Below are 15337 nucleotides of genomic sequence, written 5' to 3'. Positions count from 1 at the left end.
GTATCGATCGTTATTCTTTGGCGGACGGCGCCATCCTGGCTTCCAGCTCGGCGAATTGCTGCTCGAGGGCTTCGAGGCGGGCGCGTGTACGGGCGAGCACCACCATCTGGCTGTCGAATTCCTCGCGGCTGACCAGGTCGAGTTTGCTGAAGGCCCCCTGCATCAGCACCTTGAACTGGCTCTCCAGTTCGGCACGGGGCGCGGCGGTGTCGCCGCTGAACAGGCGCGAGGCCTGGTCGCTCAGGGCATCGAGGAAGGCTTTGGGCGCGAGCATGTCTGGTATCCGCTGATCACTGAAAGTGCCGCAGTGTAGCACGCCGCTTTTGCCCGCTTGCCCTGCACGCTTTTCGCGCAGGGCGGCCAAAGGTCGCGCACCGATTTTGTGCGCTTTTTCGCTGCTGGCAACTGGCCAATCCCTACCGATTCACGCAACTCCCTGTTTTCCCGATCGTTGTTCGAACTGGCAAGGTTTCTGCAAAGACCCGAGTGAGCCATGCACTGATGCAGTCCCTTGTGACCAGGCAGTGCGCAGGCGGAGCCGCAAGGTCCTTCGTCACAGGTGGATCGTGTGTCGGCGGGGAGAATGGAGCCGACGACGCGTTACAAAGCCAGGCGCTGCGCTTAGACTTGAGACGGGTTTGTTTTCCTGGGGCAAGTCCATCAAATCGGGAGAGAGTTTCATGAAGCTAGTCACTGCCATCATCAAGCCGTTCAAGCTGGACGACGTGCGCGAGTCGCTGTCGGAAATCGGCGTGCAGGGCATCACCGTGACCGAGGTCAAAGGTTTCGGCCGGCAGAAGGGTCACACCGAGCTGTATCGCGGCGCTGAATACGTGGTCGATTTCCTGCCCAAGGTGAAGATCGATGTTGCCATCGACGACAAGGACCTCGATCGGGTGATCGAAGCCATCACCAAGGCAGCCAACACCGGCAAGATCGGCGACGGCAAGATCTTCGTGGTCAATCTGGAGCAGGCGATCCGCATCCGTACCGGCGAAACCGATACCGACGCGATCTAAGCGCCAAGCAAAGCCTCACCAAACCCAACGCCCCAGGAGAAAACAACATGACTCTGCGCAAGATCGCAGGGCTAGGAGCCCTATTGTCCCTCGTAATGCCAGGGCTGGCCCTGGCCGAGGAAACTGCCGCCCCTGTGCTGAACTCCGGCGACACTGCCTGGATGCTCACTTCGACGGCACTGGTCCTGTTCATGACCATCCCGGGCCTGGCCCTGTTCTACGGCGGCATGGTGCGCTCGAAGAACGTGCTGTCGGTGATGATGCAGTGCTTTGCCATCACCGGCCTGATCAGCATCCTCTGGGTCATCTACGGCTACAGCCTGGCTTTCGATACCGCCGGTATGGAAAAGGGCGTGCTCAATTTCAACTCCTTCATCGGTGGCTTCTCCAAGGCCTTCCTCAGCGGCGTCACGCCGTCGGGCCTGACCTCGGCTACCGCGTTGTTCCCCGAGGCGGTATTCATCACCTTCCAGATGACTTTCGCCATCATCACCCCGGCGCTGATCGTCGGTGCCTTCGCAGAACGCATGAAGTTCTCGGCCATGCTGATTTTCATGGGTGTGTGGTTCACCCTGGTCTACGCGCCGATCGCGCACATGGTCTGGAGTGGTGACGGCGCGCTGATGTGGGACTGGGGCGTGCTGGACTTCGCGGGCGGCACCGTGGTGCACATCAATGCCGGTATCGCCGGCCTGGTCTGCTGCCTGGTGCTGGGCAAGCGCAAGGGCTACCCGACTACGCCGATGGCTCCGCACAACTTGGGCTACACGTTGATGGGTGCGGCCATGCTGTGGATCGGCTGGTTCGGCTTCAACGCAGGTTCCGCTGCGGCGGCCAACGGTACCGCTGGCATGGCCATGCTGGTGACCCAGATCGCTACCGCCGCCGCCGCCTTGGGCTGGATGTTCGCCGAGTGGGTTTTCCACGGTAAACCGAGCGCACTGGGCATTGCTTCGGGCGTGGTCGCCGGTCTGGTCGCCATCACCCCTGCCGCGGGTACCGTCGGCCCGATGGGCGCCCTGGTGATCGGCCTGGTGTCCGGCGTGGTCTGCTACTTCTGCGCCACCAGCCTCAAGCGCAAGCTGGGTTATGACGACTCCCTCGACGCCTTCGGCGTGCACGGTATCGGCGGCATCATCGGCGCCCTGCTCACCGGTGTGTTCGCGGCACCTGCCCTGGGCGGTTTCGGCGCGGTCACCGATATCGCCGCGCAGTTCTGGATCCAGGCCAAGGGCGTGATCTTCACCGTGGTCTACACCGCCATCGTCACCTACGTGATTCTCAAGGTCCTGGACCTGGTGATGGGCCTGCGGGTCAGCGAAGAAGAAGAGTCGGTCGGCCTCGACCTGGCTCAGCACAACGAGCGCGGCTACAACCTGTAACCGCCACGCTGGAAAACTTGCCCGGCTCGCCGGGCATTTTTTTTGCCTGTAGTTTGCCGATTCGCGCCGGGCAAACGGTTTCTCTGTCGTGATCGCGACGCAGGTAGAAAACTTACAAGTCATTGGGCGTTTCTGGAGCTTTGCTTTTTCTGCGAGCGCGCTAGAATGCGCGCCGAAGGGAGCTGGACGAGTAGTCCACACACTTCGCCACCCTTTGCTAGGCTTGCCAATAGCCTGTGGCCAGCAAGGGTTCAAAGGATTTTGTCAGGCCTTGCCAGGAGCAGGGCCTGCAGGGTGCCGGGCCTCCCATGAGGGGGCGGACACCCAGGGCAGTGGCCAACCCACGGCCAGTTGAATTTTCACTGGTGGCTGCCGGTCTACGGCTGCACCGGTCTATAACTAACCTGCTTTTTGCAAGTCATGAGGTAGAACATGAGCGACGACGATCTGGAAAATGATGACCTCGAAGTAGGCGACGAAGACGAGGCTGATGACGGCCTGGAAGCTGCGGCCGACGATGGCGCGGAAGATGCCGGCGATGACGACAGCAGCCCGGCACCTGCTGCCAAGGGCAAGTCCAAGGCGGCTGTCTCGGTAGACGAGATGCCGAGCATGGAAGCCAAGCAGAAAGAGCGCGACGCGCTGGCCAAGGCGATGGAAGAGTTTCTTTCGCGCGGTGGCAAGGTGCAGGAAGTGGAGGCCAACGTGGTCGCCGATCCCCCCAAGAAGCCGGACAACAAGTACGGCAGCCGCCCTATCTGAGTGGCTGAACGCAAAGAAGCCCGCCGTCGCTGCGGGCTTTTTTGTGGGCGTCGACTGTCAGTCAGCGCCAGCGTGCTAGCACCTCTGGCAACTGCGACAAACGCTGGATCTCCGCATCCGGCGCCTGTTCGCCGCTCCAGGGCTTGTGCTGGGGGTTGAACCACACCGCCCGCAGCCCGGCGCGCTGGGCGCCGGCTATGTCGTCGCCCGGGTGGTCGCCGACGTGCACCGCCGCTCCTGCGTCCACCTCGCCGCGCTTCAGCGCTTCGAGGAAGGGTGCAGGGTCTGGCTTGCCAATCCCCAGGTCTTCCGCGCACAGGGCGAAGCGGAAGTAGTCCGCCAGGCCGAGCCTGCGCACGTCGGCATTGCCGTTGGTCACCACACCGAGAACGTAGTGGTGGCGCAGGATCTCCAGCACCGGCTGCACCTCTGGGAACACCTCGACTTGGTGCCGCGCATGCAGGAACACCTCGAAACCTTCGTTGGCCAGTTCCTGGGCGTGTTTTTCGCTGTAGCCGACCTCTTCCAGGGCATGGAACAGCACCCGCCGGCGCAGGGCGCTGATGCGGTGCTTGAGGCCCGGTTCAGCCTGTACCAGGCGCTCGCGGATGGCGAACAGGTGCTCGACCGGCACGCCGCCGAGGATCGGCGCGTTGGCTTCGAGCCAGTCGCGCAGGACGACTTCGGCGCTGGCGATGACCGGCGCGGTATCCCAGAGGGTGTCGTCCAGGTCGAAGGTGATCAGCTTGATGCTCATGCGTCTGTGTCCTTGCTGCGTTTGGCCCGGGGGTGGGCGCTGTCGTACACCGCAGCCAGGTGCTGGAAGTCCAGGTGGGTATAGATCTGCGTGGTGCTGATGTCGGCGTGGCCGAGCATCTCCTGCACCGCGCGCAGGTCCTGGGACGATTCCAGCAGATGGCTGGCGAAGGAATGGCGAAGCATGTGCGGGTGCAGGTGCTGGCCGAGCTCGCGCTCGCCGGCGGCCTTGACCCGCAGCTGGATGGCTCGGGGACCGAGGCGCTTGCCCTGGCGGCTGAGGAACACGGCGCTGTCCCGCGGGCCGGCGATGCCGCGCAGTTTCAACCAGGCCTGCAGCGCCTCCCGGGCCTTGCGGCCAACCGGCAGCACGCGGCTCTTGCCGCCCTTGCCTTGCACCTGCACCAGCCCGGCAGCCAGGTCCAGGTGCTCGAGGTCGAGCCCGGTCAGTTCCGACAGGCGCAGGCCGGACGAATAGAACAGTTCGAGGATGGCCTGGTCGCGGCGGGCGATGAACGCGTCGTCGACGCCGCCGTCGAGCAACTGCAGGGCGCGGTCGGTGTCCAGTACCTTGGGCAGGCGCCGCTCACCCTTGGGTGGCGCCAGGCCGTTGGCCGGATCGTGCTGGCACAGCCCTTCGCGGTTGAGGTAGCGGTACAGCCCGCGCACCGCCGAGAGCAGGCGCGCCAGGCTGCGCGAGGACTGGCCGTGATGGTGCTGGCGGGCGACCAGCTGGCGCAGTTGCTGGACCTGCAGGGCAGCCCAGCCGGCGATGCCCTGGGCGTTGCAGAATTCGATGACCTTCTCGAGGTCACGACGGTAGGCCAGCAGGGTGTGCTCGGACACCTGGCGCTCGTTGCGCAGGTGTGCGCAATAAGCCTCCAGCTGGCGTTCCATCAGCGCACCGAGCGCAGAGTCTGGGTAAAGCGCGGCACCACGCGGCCGAGCACTTCGGCGATGTAGCTGAGGAACAGGGTGCCGACACTGCTCTTGTAGTGCTGCGGATCGCGGCTGCCGATCGCCAGTACGCCGTGCAGGCCCTGGTACTCGAGGGTGGCCACGGCGCTGGAGCCGACTTCCTTGTGCTGATCGTTGCCGAACAGGAACGCCAGCTCATGTTCGCGCAGGCTGCCGCTGATGGTCTTGCCGCCGCCGATCAGGCCGCCGATGGCCTGCTGCGCCTCGGCCCCGGAAACCCAGCGCCCCACGGGCGCCGCGTTTTCGCCGAACAGGATCAGGCTGACGAAGGGTACCTGGAACTCCTGGCGCAGGCTGTCCTCGACCGCCATCACCACCTCTTCCAGGGTGCTGGCGTCGAGCAGGTCGAGGATCAGCCGGCGGGTCTTGTCGAACAGCCGGTCGTTGTCGCGGGCCACGTCCATCAGTTGCGACAGGCGATGGCGCATCTCGATGTTGCGGTCGCGCAGCAGCTTGAGCTGGCGTTCCACCAGCGACACGCTGTCGCCGCGCTGGTGAGGAATGCGCTGTTCGACCAGCAGCTCGTCGTGCTCGGCGAAGAAGGTCGGGTGGGCGCGCAGGTAGGCGACCACCGCTTCGGCATCGAGCTCACTGGCCTGCGGGGATGCAACGTTAGGCTGATCGGTCATGGCGGATACTCGCTTAGAGACGAACTTGTCCTTCGAACACACGAACGGCGGGGCCGGTCATCAGCACCGGCTTGCCGGGGCCGGCCCACTCGATACTCAGGCGCCCGCCCGGCAGCTCGATGGTCACCGGTGAGTCCATCCAGCCTTGGCTGATCGCCGCCACGGCGGCGGCGCAGGCGCCTGTGCCGCATGCCTGGGTCTCGCCCGCGCCACGCTCCCATACGCGCAGGTTGGCGCGGTGGCGGTCGACTACCTGGATGAAGCCGGCATTGACCCGCTGCGGAAAGCGCGGGTGATGCTCGATCTTCGGCCCCAGCTCATGGACCGGAGCGCTGTGCACATCGTCCACGCGCAACACCGAATGCGGGTTGCCCATGGACACTGCGGCGATCTGGTGCACCTGGCCGTCGACTTCGAGTGCATAGCTGCTCGCCTGCTCATCGGCGATGAACGGGACCTCGGCCGGCGTGAAGCGCGGCGGGCCCATGTCGACGCAGATCTGTCCGTCGTTGCGCACATCGAGCACGATGATGCCGCCCTTGGTCTCGACGCGGATGCGCTTCTTCGCGGTCAGGCGCTTGTCCAGGACGAAACGGGCGAAGCAGCGCGCGCCGTTGCCGCACTGTTCGACTTCGGAGCCATCGGCATTGAAGATCCGGTAGCGGAAGTCGACATCCGGATTGTTCGGCGCCTCGACAATCAGCAACTGGTCGAAGCCGATGCCGGTGTTGCGGTCACCCCATTGCTTGGCGTGCTTGGGTTGGATGTGTGCGTGCTGGCTGACCAGGTCGAGGACCATGAAGTCGTTGCCCAGCCCGTGCATCTTGGTAAAACGCAGCAGCATGGGTTCACTCCGGCAGCAGGCTTTCGCCGGCGAACAGTTCGGTGACGGTCTCGCGGCGACGCACTTCGAAGGCCTGGTCTCCATCGACCAGCACTTCGGCGCAGCGGCCACGGGTGTTGTAGTTGGAGCTCATGACGAAACCATAGGCGCCCGCGGAGCGCACGGCCAGCAGGTCGCCCTCGGCCAGGTCCAGCACGCGATCCTTGCCCAGGAAGTCGCCGGTCTCGCAGATCGGGCCGACCAAGTCGTAGGCCCGACCTTCGCCTTCGCGAGGCTTGACTGCGCTGATGTCCATCCAGGCCTGGTACAAGGCCGGGCGGATCAGGTCGTTCATCGCCGCGTCGATGATGGCGAAGTCCTTGTGCTCGGTGTGCTTGAGGTATTCCACGCGGGTCAGCAGCACGCCGCCGTTGGCGACGATATAGCGGCCCGGCTCGAACACCAGGGCCAGGTCGCGGCTGCCGATGCGCTCGCGAATGGCCTTGATGTAATCGGCAAGCTCCGGCGGCTGTTCGTCGCGATAGCGCACGCCGACACCGCCACCGAGGTCGAGATGGCGCAGGTGGATGCCGCACTCGGCCAGGCGATCGACCAGCACCAGCAGGCGGTCGAGGGCATCGAGGAACGGTTCGACGGTGGTCAGCTGTGAGCCGATGTGGCAGTCAACACCGACCACGTCGAGGTTCGGCAACTGCGCGGCGCGCACGTAGATGGCCTCGGCGTCGGCAATGGCGATGCCGAACTTGTTTTCCTTGAGGCCAGTGGAGATGTAAGGGTGGGTGCCGGCGTCGACGTCCGGGTTCACGCGCAGCGACACCGGCGCGACCTTGCCCATCTCGGCGGCCACCACTTGCAGGCGCTCGAGCTCGTCGGTGGACTCGACGTTGAAACAGTGCACGCCCACTTCCAGGGCGCGGCGCATGTCCTCGCGGGTCTTGCCGACACCGGAGAACACCACGCGATCGGCGCGGCCACCGGCGGCCAGCACGCGCTCCAGCTCACCGCCGGAAACGATGTCGAAGCCCGCGCCCAGGCGCGCCAGCAGGTTCAGCACGCCCAGGTTGGAATTGGCCTTGACCGCGAAGCAGACCAGGTGCTCCACCCCGTGCAGGGCATCGGTGTAGTTGCGGTACTGCGCCTCGATATGGGCACGCGAGTACACGTAGGTGGGCGTACCGAAGCGTTCGGCGATCGCCGACAGGGCCACCCCTTCCGCGAACAGCTCACCGCCGCGGTAGTTGAATGCATCCATGGGATTTCCTTACTGCGCGGGCGACTCTTCTGGCTGCTCTTGCTGCTGCTCCAGCACAGGTTGCGGCTGGACTGGCTTGGCATGCTGGTGCGACTTGCGCGGGCCTTTGCCGTCCTTGCCGTCTTCTGGCAGGTACAGGGGGCCTTTCTGACCGCAGGCCGAAACGAGGCAGGCGACCGCGACCAGCGCCGCGAGGGAGGAAATCAGGCGTTTCATGGGTGAAATCCTTGGAAATATGCAGTATTGCGGCCGAGTATACCGAGCGACCACCTGATTGCCTATGCAAGGGGCACCCCCTTGGCGGCGGTGCGGCGACCAAAGGCGATGCGGCTTTTTCTTACAGCTATTAGCTTGTAGCTTGAGGCTTTCGCCCTTATCGTGCCCGGCTTGCGTGTGTACAGCCATTTTTCGAGGTCCTTGCAATGAGTTTGAGCGAAGCGCGTTTCCACGACCTGGTCGACGCGACCCAACAGGCCCTGGAAGATCTGTTCGATGAAAGCGGCATGGACCTGGACATGGAGAACTCCGCTGGCGTCCTGACCATCAAGTTCGATAACGGCAGCCAGCTGATCTTCAGCCGCCAGGAGCCGCTGCGCCAATTGTGGCTGGCGGACAAGTCCGGTGGTTTCCACTTCGATTACGACGAAGAGAGCGGCAAGTGGGTGTGCGAGAAGAGCGAAGAGCTGCTCGGCGAGATGCTCGAGCGCATCGTCTGGGAGCGGGCCGGCGAGAAGCTGGACTTCGACGAGATCTGAAATGAGCGAACAGCCCAGGCCGCCCAAGCCGCTCTACAGCAATGTGAGCCCGGCGGTGCCGTCACCTTGTATCAGCATATGTCGGCTGGATGAGTACAAGGTCTGTACCGGCTGCCACCGCCACGTCGAGCATATCCGTGAGTGGCGCTCGGCCGATGACGAACGGCGCCGGCAGATCTGCCGCGAGGCGCTGGCCCTGAAAACAGGGCGCCAGGCATAGCCACAACGACGGTGTGGGCTTGAGTATTTGCCCCGCTGTGGTAGTGTCAGGGTCTGCGTCGGTGACGCCAAGCATTTCACAAACCCCGCCCTTGGGCGGGGTTTTGCTTTATCTGCCTTTAGTAAATTGCCTGTTCAAAGGAGTCTGACTGGATCATGAGCACCAAGCCTTCCCTCATCCTCACCCGACTGGACGTGCAGCGTCTCGAGCGCCTGCTCGACGCCCTCGATGAAAGCACCCCGGGTGTGCTCGCCCTGCAGGACGAGCTGGACCGCGCCGAAAACGTGGTGGGTCACGAGGAAGTCCCGGCCGGCGTGGTGACCATGAACTCCCGCGTGCACTGCCGCGAGATCGCCAGTGGCAAGGATTACCACCTGACCCTGGTGTATCCGAAGGACGCTGGCCCTGAAGGCAACGTCTCGATCCTTGCGCCGATCGGCTGCGCACTGCTGGGCCTGTCGGTGGGCGACCAGATCGACTGGCCGGCGCCGGGCGGCAAGACGCTCAAGCTCGAGCTGCTGGCAGTCGAGTACCAGCCGGAAGCGGCAGGCGATTTCGATCTCTGAGGTGATCAGGGCTCCAGCCGCGCCTGCAGTTGCTCCAGCCCATCGTTGAGTGCCTGCTCCAGCTCGCGTTTGTAGCGCAGGTAGAGGCTGGTGGACCCTTGCTCGTCCTCCAGCAGCTCGGACAGGTCGAGGTCGGTGATGTAGCAGCGGTAACTGCCGCTGCCGCGGCGCTGGCGCAGGATCTGCCGGGCGACCACGGCATACAGCTGGTCGCCATGCTCCAGTTCGGAAAACTCCTGCTGGTCGCAGTAAAGGGTGACATGCACCTCTTCGCCCGTGCCGGCCTGGAGGATCGCCTGAACTTCGAAATACGCCTGGTTCTGGTTGTCCGAAGGTGCCGGTCTTGGCTCCAGGCTGCGTGCCTTGCCGATGCCTGAGGGCAGCAACTGGTAATAGAGGATGCGCAGCGATGCCAGCGGCAGGCTGTCCAGTGGCAACTGGGCGTCGCGGCGCATCAGCATCGATTGCAGGAAGCGTTGCAGCGGCAGCAGCAGGTGCGGCTCGTCCTGCAGTGGCAGCCGTTGTTGCCAGAGCGCGTTGTGCTCATCGAGCACGTACAGGTCGGCCCAGCCCTCGAACAGGCGGTAGAACACCTGGATGCAGCCGGGCTGGCCCTGGGCCAGGACCAGCGGCAGGTCGTGGTCCTGCAGGGCGTGGGTGTCCAGGTGCAACGGGCTGTATCTGCCGCGCTCCTCGCCGAGGGCCGCCAGCACCGCGTCGTGGTCGGCGAGGCTGGCCAGGGTCACCTGCCCGGGCTGCAGGTCGAGGATGTGGGTGTGCTGGGCCACCTGCAGCAGGTAACGGTGATTCAGGCCCTGGTCGAGCAGCAATTGCACGGTGTCGAAGATCTCCTCGACCCGCTGGCTGATGGCCTGGGCGCGGTTGTGGCAATAGCAGCGTACCCGCACCCGCGGGCGGTGGCTGCGCTGGTCCAGGCTGTTGAGGAAGTCGCGCAGGCAGCGCGCCAGCGCATGCTCGCCGTCGTAGCGTTGCACCAGCACCTCGTTCCAGCTGTTGAGGGTGATCTGGTCGAGGGTCAGCACCAGGTTCTCGCGTACCCCGGCGTAGCTCAGCGAGTCGGTGCGCTCAGTGGTCATCAGAATGTTCAGGTCGCGCTGATGGCGCAGCGGGTCGACGCCGACATTCACCAACAGCAGGATCTCGTTGGCCACGCTCGGCTGCAGCAGGCGCACCTCGCTGACTGTCTCCAGGGGCAGGGGGATGCTCTGCTGCAGGCTGCCGATCAGGTTGAACAGCTCGAACTCGCTCAGGTCGCTGACACCTGGGTGCAGGGCCAGGCGCGTGCTGCTGTCGATCACGCCATTGCGGTGGGCCCAGGTGAGCAGCTCGAGCAGTTCGCGGCAGCGCTTGATCGGGCTGAAGTGCTCCCACTCGTGTACGGCCAGGTTGCCGTTGTACAACCCCCAGTGGTGTGTGCCCGGTTCCTTGCGGTTGGGTGATTGCACCAGGGTCAGGGTGTCCTCGGCCAAGTCCGGGGCGATGCCCGGGTTGATCACCTCGATCTTGCCGGCCCGGCGCTCGAAGGCGGCGTAGAGGCGGCGGCCAAGCACATTGAGGTCACGCTGGTCGGCGCGGCTGTTGGCGTTCTGCTGGCGGGCAAACTGGGTCAGGAAGCGGTAACTGTGGTTCAGCTCTGCCACCAGTTCGCGGCGCTCGACCGCCACCTGGCGCACTTTCCACTGGCTGCGACTGTCGAGCAGTGCCAGTTGGCGCTCGTCCCAGCCCCATTCTTCGGTCAGGCGCCCCAGGAGCTGGCGTTGCCAGCCCCCGCTACGTGTACGGCCCTGGTCGCCGAGCTTCTTGTTCACCTTCAGGTACAGGCTGCGCCGCACCAGCTCCAGGCGTGCCGGCTCGCCGCGCAGGAGCAGGTAGCGTTCGATGCGGCGGTAGACCATCACGTAGGGGTCGAGCTCATCCAGATCCAGCTGGTTGGCGAACACGGCCCGCTTGTAGTCCAGGCTCAGGCAGCGCACCTGCGGGTGCTCGCTGGCGTAGGCCTCGGTGAGCAGCAGCTTGAGCAGCGACTTGTAGGGTGAGTCGATACCCTTGAACAGCTGCCACAGCCCGGCGCCGACGAACTCGCCCGACGGAATGTGCGCCAGGTGGCCCAGGTCGAGATCGTCCTGGGCGCGGATGAAGCGCTTGGACAGCAGGGTCTGGGTGTAGTCGCGGTAGTTGTGTTCCTGGTAGACCGGCACCAGCCACCACAGCGGCGTGCGCCCGGCCAGCCAGATGGCGGTGCGGTAGAACTCGTCGAGCAGCAGGTAATGCTGGGTGGTGCCGCAGTCGTCGGAGCTGAGCTGGCCATCGCGCTCGCCCTGGACGAAGCCCCGGGGTTCGATCAGGAAAAAATGAGCTTCGGCGCCTTGGCTGGCCGCCCAGGTTTCGAGCAGCTGGCACTTGCGTCGCAAGTCGGCCACGGCCTGCTCGTCCAGGTCCGGTGCATGGCACACCCAGAGGTCCATGTCGCTCTGCTCGGCCTGGGCCAGCGTGCCGAGGCTGCCCATCAGAAACAGGCCGTGGATCGGCTGCGGTGGATTGCCGTGGCGTGGCTTGTAGGTGAACGAGCGGGTCAGGCGCTGGGCTTCGGCGAGCAGCTCGCCGTCGGGCTCGAAACCGGAGACGCCGGCGGGGGTGGTGCCGGAAACATAGCCTGGCAGCAGCGGATGATTGACGTGGAAGAACAGTGTCAGCAGCGTGATGACCTGCTGTTGGCGTGTGGATAACCCTTCCATCGCCCGTGCCAGGCGGCCCTGGTTGATCTTCAGGAAGCGCGCGCGCAGCTTGGCCAGCTCCTTGCGGTCGATGCCTTGATCCAGGTCGGGGCGGATTTCGTGGGGGTGGTTCATTGCGCGCTCAGGCAGGCCGGGGGAAGCTCTGGCGAGTTTAGCCTGAGTGGCGCGGTCGGATAAGGGGTTGCTGGCTTTTTGACGTCAGATTGGCAACGCCTGTGCCAGCCATCGACGGTAAGCCCGCTCCTGCAGGTCTGCCGAGCTGCAGGAGCGGGAGCACGGGTTCAGGCTGGCTGGGCGGATTTCGATTTGAGGATGGTTAGCAAAAGCCGGACGCTTTCAGCGGCATCGTTACCGAGGCTGGTCAGGTAACCACCATCGGGTTGGTCGGTGAGCCCTTTGTCATGCAGGCGCTTGGCGGCGGCGACCAGGGCGGGGGAGGCGTCGCTGCTAACCTTGATGCCTTCCTGGTGGTTGTCCAGGTTGAACTGGGAAAGGACTTCCAGTTCGGCGATCAGTTCGGGGGTAAAAGGCATGGGCAACTCCTGACTTCGAGACAAGGATGGAAGTCAGGAGTGTAGTCAGGCTTATTCGATGTCGCCTTGATCCGCCTCAGGTGGCAGCTCCGGCAGGGCGCGCAGGGCGGTTTCGTACCACTCGGTATCGAACGGGCGATCTTCGTCGAGCATGGCGTCGATCTCGATGGCCAGCACGTGGGCCATGAGGTTGAGGATGTCTTCACGCTCGTAGCCGACCAGTGTCAGCTTGTTGAAAGTGGCCTTGGCGGCCGGCGGCTCGCCGCTTTCGATCTGGTTCTCGATCGCCTGGGTCAGGGTGGCCTCGGCGAAGTCTTCTTCATCATTGCTGTCGATGTCTTGGGGTTCGCTCATGGCGGTGCTCCTGTGGTAAGGCGCACAGTGTGCCACGCCTGCGCTGGCAATGCCCGGCCATCAGCGCCGGGCATGGCACTGGCCAAGGGTGGGCAAGGGAGCTATAACAGCCGGGCCAACCCCATACGGCCTTGGAGGCTGTCTCAATGCTCAAGCTTCATGGATTCGCGGTCAGCAACTACTACAACATGGTCAAGCTGGCCTTGCTGGAGAAAGGCGTGCCCTTCGAAGAGGTGCCGTTCTTCGGCGGCCAGTTGCCTCAAGCCCTGGCCATCAGCCCCCGTGGCAAGGTGCCGGTGCTGCAGACCGAGCACGGTTTCATCAGCGAGACCGGGGTCATCCTCGACTACATCGAGCAGACCCAGCCGGGCAAGGCGCTGCTGCCGGCCGATGCCTTCGGGCAGGCCAAGGTGCGCGAGCTGCTGCGGGAAATCGAGCTGTATATCGAGCTGCCAGCGCGTACCTGCTACGCCGAGGCGTTCTTCGGCGCGGCGGTGGAGCCGCTGATCAAGGAGCGGGCGCGGGTGGATCTGCTGGCGGGCTTTGCCACCCTCAGGCGCAATGGCAGGTTCGCGCCGTATGTGGCCGGTGAGCAGCTGACCATCGCCGACCTGATGTTCTGTTTCTCGGTCGACCTGGCCTGCGCGGTGGGCAAGAAGGTGCTGAACATCGACTTCCTGGAGGACTTCACGGAAGCGAAGAAGCTGTTGCAATTGCTGGGTGAGAACCCGCACATGGCGCGGATCGTGGCGGACAAGGACGCGGCGATGCCGGCATTCCTCGAAATGATCAAGAACAAGCGCTAACGCTGTAAACAATCGCGGGGCAAGTCGGGCCGCCGCATCGCCGCTCCCACGAGCCGAGGCAGTGCCGCCGAAGGGTTTACAGGTCGCCGTAACCCAGCGAACGCAGGGCGCGCTCGTCGTCGGACCAGCCGCCCTTCACCTTGACCCACAGGTTGAGCATGACCTTGGAGTCGAACAGTACTTCCATGTCCTTGCGCGCCTCGGAGCCGATGCGCTTGATGCGCTCGCCCTTGTCGCCAATGATGATCTTCTTCTGGCCGTCGCGCTCAACCAGGATCAGCGCATGGATGTGCAGCACATGGCCCTGCTGCTTGAATTCCTCGATCTCCACGGTGATCTGGTACGGCAGCTCCGCACCGAGCTGACGCATGATCTTCTCGCGCACCAGCTCGGCGGCCAGGAAGCGGCTGCTACGGTCGGTGATCTGGTCTTCCGGGAAGAAGTGATCGTTCTCGGGCAGGTGCTTGGCGATCTGGGCTTCCAGCGCTTCGAGGTTATGCCCCTGCTGCGCGGAAATCGGCATCACTTCGGCGTTCGGCAGTTGTTCCTGCAGCCATTGCAGATGCGGGATCAGCTCGGCCTTCTCTTCCATGCGGTCGGTTTTGTTGACCGCAATGATCAACGGGCCGGTCACGTACTGCACGCGCTCCAGCACCAACTGGTCCTCGTCGGTCCACTTGGTGCGGTCGACCACGAAGATCACCACGTCGACGTCCTTCAAGGCCGCCGAGGCGTTGCGGTTCATGTAGCGGTTCAGGGCCTTGTCGTTGGCCTTGTGCATGCCGGGGGTGTCAACGTAGATCGCCTGCACGTCACCCTCGGTCTTGATGCCGAGCATGTTGTGGCGGGTGGTCTGCGGCTTGCGCGAGGTGATCGCCAGCTTCTGGCCGAGGATGTGGTTGAGCAGCGTGGACTTGCCCACGTTGGGGCGACCGACGATGGCCACATAGCCGCAGCGGGTCGAAGTATTCTCAGTCATTGCCATTCTCCACGCCCAGGGCGATCAATGCGGCGGCGGCGGCGACCTGCTCGGCGATACGCCGGCTCACGCCCTGGCCGCGGCTTTTCTTGTTCAGCAGGACCACTTCGCATTCGACGAAGAAAGTCCGGCAATGCGGTTCGCCCTGGATATCCACCACTTCGTAACGTGGCAACTCGCAGGCACGCGACTGCAGGAACTCCTGCAGGCGCGTCTTGGGGTCCTTGTTGGTGTCGACCAGGGTCAGGCCATCGAACTCGTCGGTCAGCCAGGCGAGGATTCGCTCGCGTGCGGTCTGCATGTCGGCGTCCTGATAGATCGCACCGATGAGGGCCTCGAGAGCGTCGGCAAGAATCGACTCGCGACGGAAGCCACCGCTTTTCAGCTCACCCGAACCCAGGCGCAGGTATTCGCCCAGGTCGAAGCCGCGGGCCAGCCGCGCCAGGGTCTCGCCCTTGACCAGACGGGCGCGAAGACGCGACAACTGGCCCTCACGCGCCTGCGGGAAGCGCTCAAACAGCGCCTCGCCGACCACGAAGTTGAGGATGGCATCGCCAAGGAACTCCAGGCGCTCGTTATTGCGCCCGGCGTAGCTGCGATGGGTCAGGGCCAGCAGCATCTGGTCCTGGTTCTTGAAGGTGTAGCCGAGCTTGCGCTCCAGGCGTGCAAGGGAACCACTCATGGGGCCACCCCGGCAATGTTCAACGCGTTGTTCAAATCAACATCCTGAAAGACGGTTTGACTGT

General features: G+C 64.2%; 19 protein-coding genes. 7 read left to right on the top strand and 12 right to left on the bottom strand.

Translation table 11 applies throughout. The annotated features are described in order from the left end of the window. Positions 1-10: 10 nt before the first annotated feature. Entirely contained in the window at positions 11-274 is a 264-nt protein-coding gene (locus ACQ4OD_RS05890; RefSeq protein ID WP_102683536.1) for an accessory factor UbiK family protein, read from the bottom strand. 406 nt (positions 275-680) lie between these two features. Between ACQ4OD_RS05890 and glnK the strand changes: the two genes are divergently transcribed. The 3 genes from glnK to sutA all read left to right on the top strand — a co-directional run bounded on the left by glnK (position 681) and on the right by sutA (position 3163). After that, positions 681-1019, top strand: coding sequence for a P-II family nitrogen regulator (gene glnK / locus ACQ4OD_RS05885; RefSeq protein WP_002555808.1), 339 nt, complete (start codon positions 681-683; stop codon positions 1017-1019). Positions 1020-1066: 47 nt separating this feature from the next. Then, on the top strand, positions 1067-2401 hold the full coding sequence (locus ACQ4OD_RS05880) for an ammonium transporter (protein ID WP_102683535.1): 1335 nt from the start codon (positions 1067-1069) through the stop codon (positions 2399-2401). A gap of 432 nt (positions 2402-2833) precedes the next feature. Beyond that, positions 2834-3163, top strand: coding sequence for a transcriptional regulator SutA (gene sutA / locus ACQ4OD_RS05875; RefSeq protein ID WP_023632536.1), 330 nt, complete (start codon positions 2834-2836; stop codon positions 3161-3163). A 61-nt stretch (positions 3164-3224) separates the two neighbouring features. Here the strand turns inward: sutA and ACQ4OD_RS05870 are convergent, their stop codons facing one another. Genes ACQ4OD_RS05870 through lptM form a run of 6 tightly spaced genes read right to left on the bottom strand, consistent with a single transcriptional unit; the run spans position 3225 to position 7838 of the window. Beyond that, positions 3225-3920, bottom strand: coding sequence for an HAD family hydrolase (locus tag ACQ4OD_RS05870; protein WP_198754946.1), 696 nt, complete (start codon positions 3918-3920; stop codon positions 3225-3227). After that, on the bottom strand, positions 3917-4816 hold the full coding sequence (gene xerC / locus ACQ4OD_RS05865; RefSeq protein ID WP_198754947.1) for a tyrosine recombinase XerC: 900 nt from the start codon (positions 4814-4816) through the stop codon (positions 3917-3919). Before xerC ends, ACQ4OD_RS05870 begins: the two co-directional genes overlap by 4 nt. After that, positions 4816-5526 carry a DUF484 family protein gene (locus ACQ4OD_RS05860; protein ID WP_046853676.1) on the bottom strand — a complete coding sequence of 237 codons (711 nt, stop codon included), beginning with the start codon at positions 5524-5526 and terminating at the stop codon, positions 4816-4818. The genes xerC and ACQ4OD_RS05860 overlap by 1 nt, the downstream gene beginning before the upstream one ends. Positions 5527-5539: 13 nt before the next feature. Continuing rightward, the gene (dapF, locus tag ACQ4OD_RS05855; RefSeq protein ID WP_198754948.1) at positions 5540-6370 is read right to left on the bottom strand and encodes a diaminopimelate epimerase; all 831 of its coding nucleotides are present in this window, start codon (positions 6368-6370) and stop codon (positions 5540-5542) included. Between the two features lie 4 nt (positions 6371-6374). Further along, positions 6375-7622: a diaminopimelate decarboxylase gene (gene lysA, locus ACQ4OD_RS05850; RefSeq protein WP_258599680.1), complete on the bottom strand. Its 1248-nt coding sequence runs from the start codon at positions 7620-7622 to the stop codon at positions 6375-6377. A 9-nt stretch (positions 7623-7631) separates the two neighbouring features. Beyond that, positions 7632-7838, bottom strand: a complete 207-nt coding sequence (lptM, locus tag ACQ4OD_RS05845) for an LPS translocon maturation chaperone LptM (protein WP_102683530.1) — start codon at positions 7836-7838, stop codon at positions 7632-7634. A 206-nt stretch (positions 7839-8044) separates the two neighbouring features. Here lptM and cyaY point away from each other — a divergent pair, with 206 nt between their 5' ends. The 3 genes from cyaY to rnk all read left to right on the top strand — a co-directional run bounded on the left by cyaY (position 8045) and on the right by rnk (position 9163). Next, the gene (gene cyaY / locus ACQ4OD_RS05840; protein WP_102683529.1) at positions 8045-8377 is read left to right on the top strand and encodes an iron donor protein CyaY; all 333 of its coding nucleotides are present in this window, start codon (positions 8045-8047) and stop codon (positions 8375-8377) included. A 1-nt stretch (position 8378) separates the two neighbouring features. Further along, complete coding sequence (locus ACQ4OD_RS05835; RefSeq protein WP_110697045.1) at positions 8379-8597, top strand: DUF1289 domain-containing protein; 219 nt, start codon at positions 8379-8381, stop codon at positions 8595-8597. Positions 8598-8752: 155 nt separating this feature from the next. Next, positions 8753-9163, top strand: coding sequence for a nucleoside diphosphate kinase regulator (gene rnk, locus ACQ4OD_RS05830; RefSeq protein WP_102683527.1), 411 nt, complete (start codon positions 8753-8755; stop codon positions 9161-9163). 5 nt (positions 9164-9168) lie between these two features. Here the strand turns inward: rnk and ACQ4OD_RS05825 are convergent, their stop codons facing one another. From ACQ4OD_RS05825 to ACQ4OD_RS05815, 3 genes are all read right to left on the bottom strand, one after another. Next, positions 9169-12033, bottom strand: a complete 2865-nt coding sequence (locus ACQ4OD_RS05825; protein ID WP_430944010.1) for a class I adenylate cyclase — start codon at positions 12031-12033, stop codon at positions 9169-9171. Positions 12034-12200: 167 nt separating this feature from the next. Then, positions 12201-12452: a TIGR02647 family protein gene (locus ACQ4OD_RS05820; protein WP_028688612.1), complete on the bottom strand. Its 252-nt coding sequence runs from the start codon at positions 12450-12452 to the stop codon at positions 12201-12203. A gap of 51 nt (positions 12453-12503) precedes the next feature. Beyond that, a complete protein-coding gene (locus tag ACQ4OD_RS05815) occupies positions 12504-12806 on the bottom strand; it encodes a hypothetical protein (RefSeq protein ID WP_046853681.1) in 303 nt (100 codons plus the stop codon). A gap of 146 nt (positions 12807-12952) precedes the next feature. Here ACQ4OD_RS05815 and ACQ4OD_RS05810 point away from each other — a divergent pair, with 146 nt between their 5' ends. Beyond that, positions 12953-13612: a glutathione S-transferase gene (locus ACQ4OD_RS05810; RefSeq protein ID WP_198754951.1), complete on the top strand. Its 660-nt coding sequence runs from the start codon at positions 12953-12955 to the stop codon at positions 13610-13612. A 76-nt stretch (positions 13613-13688) separates the two neighbouring features. Here the strand turns inward: ACQ4OD_RS05810 and era are convergent, their stop codons facing one another. Continuing rightward, the gene (era, locus tag ACQ4OD_RS05805; protein WP_031315023.1) at positions 13689-14591 is read right to left on the bottom strand and encodes a GTPase Era; all 903 of its coding nucleotides are present in this window, start codon (positions 14589-14591) and stop codon (positions 13689-13691) included. Further along, positions 14584-15273, bottom strand: a complete 690-nt coding sequence (rnc, locus tag ACQ4OD_RS05800; protein ID WP_023630413.1) for a ribonuclease III — start codon at positions 15271-15273, stop codon at positions 14584-14586. Before rnc ends, era begins: the two co-directional genes overlap by 8 nt. Between the last annotated feature and the right edge of the window lie 64 nt (positions 15274-15337).

The organism is Pseudomonas sp. WC1 (assembly GCF_050586565.1).
In the GTDB taxonomy this organism is placed as follows: Bacteria; Pseudomonadota; Gammaproteobacteria; order Pseudomonadales; family Pseudomonadaceae; genus Aquipseudomonas.
The sequence above is the reverse complement of the archived record's forward strand: the minus strand, read 5'-3'. Positions and strand labels throughout refer to the sequence as shown.

Excerpts from the sequence above, each read along its gene's own strand:
- cyaY (WP_102683529.1), top strand. The coding sequence starts at position 8,045 with ATGAGTTTGAGCGAAGCGCGTTTCCACGACCTGGTCGACGCGACCCAA.
- lptM (WP_102683530.1), bottom strand. The coding sequence starts at position 7,838 with ATGAAACGCCTGATTTCCTCCCTCGCGGCGCTGGTCGCGGTCGCCTGC.
- ACQ4OD_RS05870 (WP_198754946.1), bottom strand. The coding sequence starts at position 3,920 with ATGAGCATCAAGCTGATCACCTTCGACCTGGACGACACCCTCTGGGAT.
- sutA (WP_023632536.1), top strand. The coding sequence starts at position 2,834 with ATGAGCGACGACGATCTGGAAAATGATGACCTCGAAGTAGGCGACGAA.
- xerC (WP_198754947.1), bottom strand. The coding sequence starts at position 4,816 with ATGGAACGCCAGCTGGAGGCTTATTGCGCACACCTGCGCAACGAGCGC.
- ACQ4OD_RS05820 (WP_028688612.1), bottom strand. The coding sequence starts at position 12,452 with ATGCCTTTTACCCCCGAACTGATCGCCGAACTGGAAGTCCTTTCCCAG.
- era (WP_031315023.1), bottom strand. The coding sequence starts at position 14,591 with ATGACTGAGAATACTTCGACCCGCTGCGGCTATGTGGCCATCGTCGGT.
- rnc (WP_023630413.1), bottom strand. The coding sequence starts at position 15,273 with ATGAGTGGTTCCCTTGCACGCCTGGAGCGCAAGCTCGGCTACACCTTC.
- dapF (WP_198754948.1), bottom strand. The coding sequence starts at position 6,370 with ATGCTGCTGCGTTTTACCAAGATGCACGGGCTGGGCAACGACTTCATG.
- ACQ4OD_RS05825 (WP_430944010.1), bottom strand. The coding sequence starts at position 12,033 with ATGAACCACCCCCACGAAATCCGCCCCGACCTGGATCAAGGCATCGAC.
- ACQ4OD_RS05835 (WP_110697045.1), top strand. The coding sequence starts at position 8,379 with ATGAGCGAACAGCCCAGGCCGCCCAAGCCGCTCTACAGCAATGTGAGC.
- ACQ4OD_RS05880 (WP_102683535.1), top strand. The coding sequence starts at position 1,067 with ATGACTCTGCGCAAGATCGCAGGGCTAGGAGCCCTATTGTCCCTCGTA.
- ACQ4OD_RS05810 (WP_198754951.1), top strand. The coding sequence starts at position 12,953 with ATGCTCAAGCTTCATGGATTCGCGGTCAGCAACTACTACAACATGGTC.
- glnK (WP_002555808.1), top strand. The coding sequence starts at position 681 with ATGAAGCTAGTCACTGCCATCATCAAGCCGTTCAAGCTGGACGACGTG.
- ACQ4OD_RS05815 (WP_046853681.1), bottom strand. The coding sequence starts at position 12,806 with ATGAGCGAACCCCAAGACATCGACAGCAATGATGAAGAAGACTTCGCC.
- rnk (WP_102683527.1), top strand. The coding sequence starts at position 8,753 with ATGAGCACCAAGCCTTCCCTCATCCTCACCCGACTGGACGTGCAGCGT.
- ACQ4OD_RS05890 (WP_102683536.1), bottom strand. The coding sequence starts at position 274 with ATGCTCGCGCCCAAAGCCTTCCTCGATGCCCTGAGCGACCAGGCCTCG.
- lysA (WP_258599680.1), bottom strand. The coding sequence starts at position 7,622 with ATGGATGCATTCAACTACCGCGGCGGTGAGCTGTTCGCGGAAGGGGTG.
- ACQ4OD_RS05860 (WP_046853676.1), bottom strand. The coding sequence starts at position 5,526 with ATGACCGATCAGCCTAACGTTGCATCCCCGCAGGCCAGTGAGCTCGAT.